We start from the raw sequence: 3189 nt of genomic DNA on the forward strand, positions 1-3189 counted from the left end.
CCGCAAGTCCGTACTTTCGGCCGCCATCGTCACCTGCCTGGGCTTCGCCGTGCAGGTCCAGGCGCAGGACGCCGCCGCTCCGGCCACCGAGCCCACCGCCACCGAACTGGACACCGTCACCGTCGTCGGCATCCGCGGGTCGGTCGAGCGCTCGCTGGATACCAAGCGCGAAGCCAGTTCGCGCGTGGAAGTGGTGACCGCCGAGGACATCGGCAAGCTGCCGGCGCGCAACGTCGCCGACACCCTGCAGCGCCTGCCGGGCGTGAACATCAGCTCCTCGAGCGCCAACGAAGGCGGCTTCGACGAGAACGACCGCGTCAGCCTGCGCGGCACCAGCCCCAGCCTGACCCAGACCCTGGTCAACGGCCACACCATCGCCAGCGCCGACTGGTTCATCCTGAGCCAGGTCGAGACCGTCGGCCGCAGCGTCAGCTACAGCCTGCTGCCGTCCGAGCTGGTCGGCCAGGTCGTGGTCAACAAGAGCTCGCAGGCCTACCTGCCGGAAGGCGGCACGATGGGCTCGGTGAACATCATCACCCGCAAGCCGCTGGAATTCCCCGACCAGCTGACCGCGGACATGAGCATCGGCGTGGTCTATTCGGACCTGCCCGACACCACCAAGCCGCAGTTCAGCGGCCTGCTCAACTGGAAGAACGACGCCGACACCTTCGGCATCATGGTCCAGGCGTTCAAGCAGGTCCGCGAGCTGCGCCGCGACGGCCAGGAGATCGTCGGCGGCTTCTCGCAGATCGCGGCCACCGACCCGGTCGCCGCGACCAATCCCGACCTGATCGGCGTGTACTACCCGAGCCTGCCCGGCGCGGTCTATTTCACCCAGACCCGCGAGCGTGCCGGCGGCCTGGTCGAGATGCAGTTCAAGCCCACCGACGACCTGACCCTGGGCCTGAGCGCCTTCGAGTCGAAGATGGATGCCAAGAACTACAACCGCAACTACATGCTGTGGACCGGCAACTTCGTCCCCAAGCAGGCGCCGCTGCCGGGCTACGTGGTCGAGGACAACACGCTGGTCCAGGCCGACTACGCCGGCGTGGCCGGCACCGGCTACGGCATCTACGACATGATCTCGCGCCCGGAGTCCAGCTCCGAGGCCGGCTACGCCACCTTCGACATCGACTGGCGCGGCGACAACCTGGACGTGAAGGGCCAGCTGGGCACCACCAAGGGCACGGGCAAGACCCCGACCCAGAACATCGCCGAAGTGGTCACCGGGCGCGGCGCCGGCGGCGGCTGGCAGCTCAACGGCACCGGCAGCCCGGCCGACTGGTACATCAATGGCACCACCGCGCCGACCACCGACGGTTTCGGCACCTGGGGCATCCAGTACTACGACGTGGTGGACAAGGAAGACTGGGCCTCGGCCGATGCGCACCTGCGCTTCAACGACGGCGTGCTGGCTTCGCTGGACTTCGGCCTGCGCTATGCCGACCACACCCGCGAGGTGAACAGCCCGTTCGGCTCGGACCCGGGCGCCATCGGCGCCGCGCTGGCCGGCGCGCCGGTGGGCTGGTACCCCGGCGACTTCGGCAACGGCCTGGGCGGCAACTTCCCGACCGATGTCTGGTACTTCACCCAGCAGGCGCTGCAGGACGCGGTGAACAACAACTCGACCGTGCGCAAGGACGGGGCCCGCCACAACTACGGCAGCGAGTTCCACATCGACGAAACCAACACCGCCGGCTACCTCCAGGCCAACTTCGAGGGCGACCGCTGGGACGGCAACCTGGGCCTGCGCTACGTGAGCATCGACCAGGACATCCAGTACTACCAGCAGCTGGGCCCCGGCGCGACGGTCACCCCCGACGTGAGCAGCCTGTTCGGCAACTTCCTGGTCATCAACGACAGCAACAGCCACTCCAAGCTGCTGCCGAGCGCGAACTTCAAGTTCGACATCAACGACGACCTGCTGCTGCGCCTGGCCGCCTCGCAGACGATGACCCTGGCGGACTATTCGGCGCTGGCAGGCGCGGTCTCGCTGGCGAACCTGACGCACACGGGCACCGCCGGCAACTCCGACCTCGACCCGACGATCGGCACGAACTTCGACGCCAACCTCGAGTGGTACTTCATGCCGCGCGGCCTGCTGTCGTTCGGCGTGTTCTCGACCGACCTCAAGGACTACGTCAAGTACGACAGCGCCGACGGCCAGTACCTCAACGACCAGAACGGCCAGTACGAGACCTACAACGTGGTCAAGCCGGTCAACGCCGACGGCCGCGTGCGTGGCGTCGAGGTGGCGTACGAGCAGCCGATCGGCGAGTTCTTCGGGTTCAGCGCTAACTACACCTACGCCGATGGCGAGTACGACGAGGCCGCCGCCGACGGCAACCGCGACCTGGTCGGGACGTCGGAGAACACCTGGAACGCCTCGGCGTTCTTCGAGAACGACCGCTTCAACGCGCGCGTGTCGTACACCTACCGCTCGGCCTTCTACCACGGCATGTTGCGCGCCAACCAGTATTACCAGGACGACACCGAGAACCTGGCCGCCTCGGTCGGCTACAAGTTCAACGACAACCTGAGCGTCTCGCTGGACGGCCTGAACCTCAACAACGGCACGCTCAAGTACTACGTGGCATCCGGGCGCCCGCAGGCGTTCTACAACAACGGCCGCCAGTACTACCTCACGCTGCGCGCCAGCTTCTGATGCACCCCGGCGGTCCACGGGTCGACGTGGACCGCCGGCCTCCCCTTGAAGCCCGGCCCGTGCCGGGCTTTTTTTCGCCTGGCCGGCGCCACCGAGCGGATGACATGGTTGCCATCCGGAACCTGCTGCCCGCAAGGGCGATGAAAATCCTTGTTATGGATGTCGCCGCCCGCTTGAGAATCCGGCACTCGTCCGGCCCATGCCCCCGTATTCATCTGAAATTGTTGAGATAATTTTTTTCAAGAATTGTTGACATCGTTGTCAAAGTTCCAACACACTCGGCCCCGGGTTGCCTGGCATCCGCTGGGGGAGGCGGCATCCCAAGGGGGGATTTCCGAGTGCTCGCACAGCCCGCAGCCGTCCATGCAGGACCGCGTTTCCTGGCCGCCGACGTCGGCGGCACCCATGTGCGCATCGGCCTGGTCCAGGCCGGGGCGGCCGGGGCGCCCCTGCAGGTGCTGGCCTACAGCAAGTTCCGCTGCGCCGACTACGCCGGCCTGGCCGACATCCTGGCCGAGTTCATC

At 66.7% G+C, this 3189-nt stretch carries 2 protein-coding genes; both read left to right on the plus strand.

The genetic code is table 11. The features are described 5' to 3' along the window. On the plus strand, positions 1 to 2665 hold a 2665-nt coding region (locus ACA089_RS16345), incomplete at its 5' end, for a TonB-dependent receptor (protein ID WP_372019025.1). A 338-nt stretch (positions 2666 to 3003) separates the two neighbouring features. Continuing rightward, positions 3004 to 3189: glucokinase (locus tag ACA089_RS16350; protein WP_372019028.1), on the plus strand; the 186-nt coding region annotated here is incomplete at its 3' end.

This window comes from Pseudoxanthomonas fibrivorans (genome assembly GCF_041464125.1).
Lineage (GTDB): Bacteria > Pseudomonadota > Gammaproteobacteria > Xanthomonadales > Xanthomonadaceae > Pseudoxanthomonas.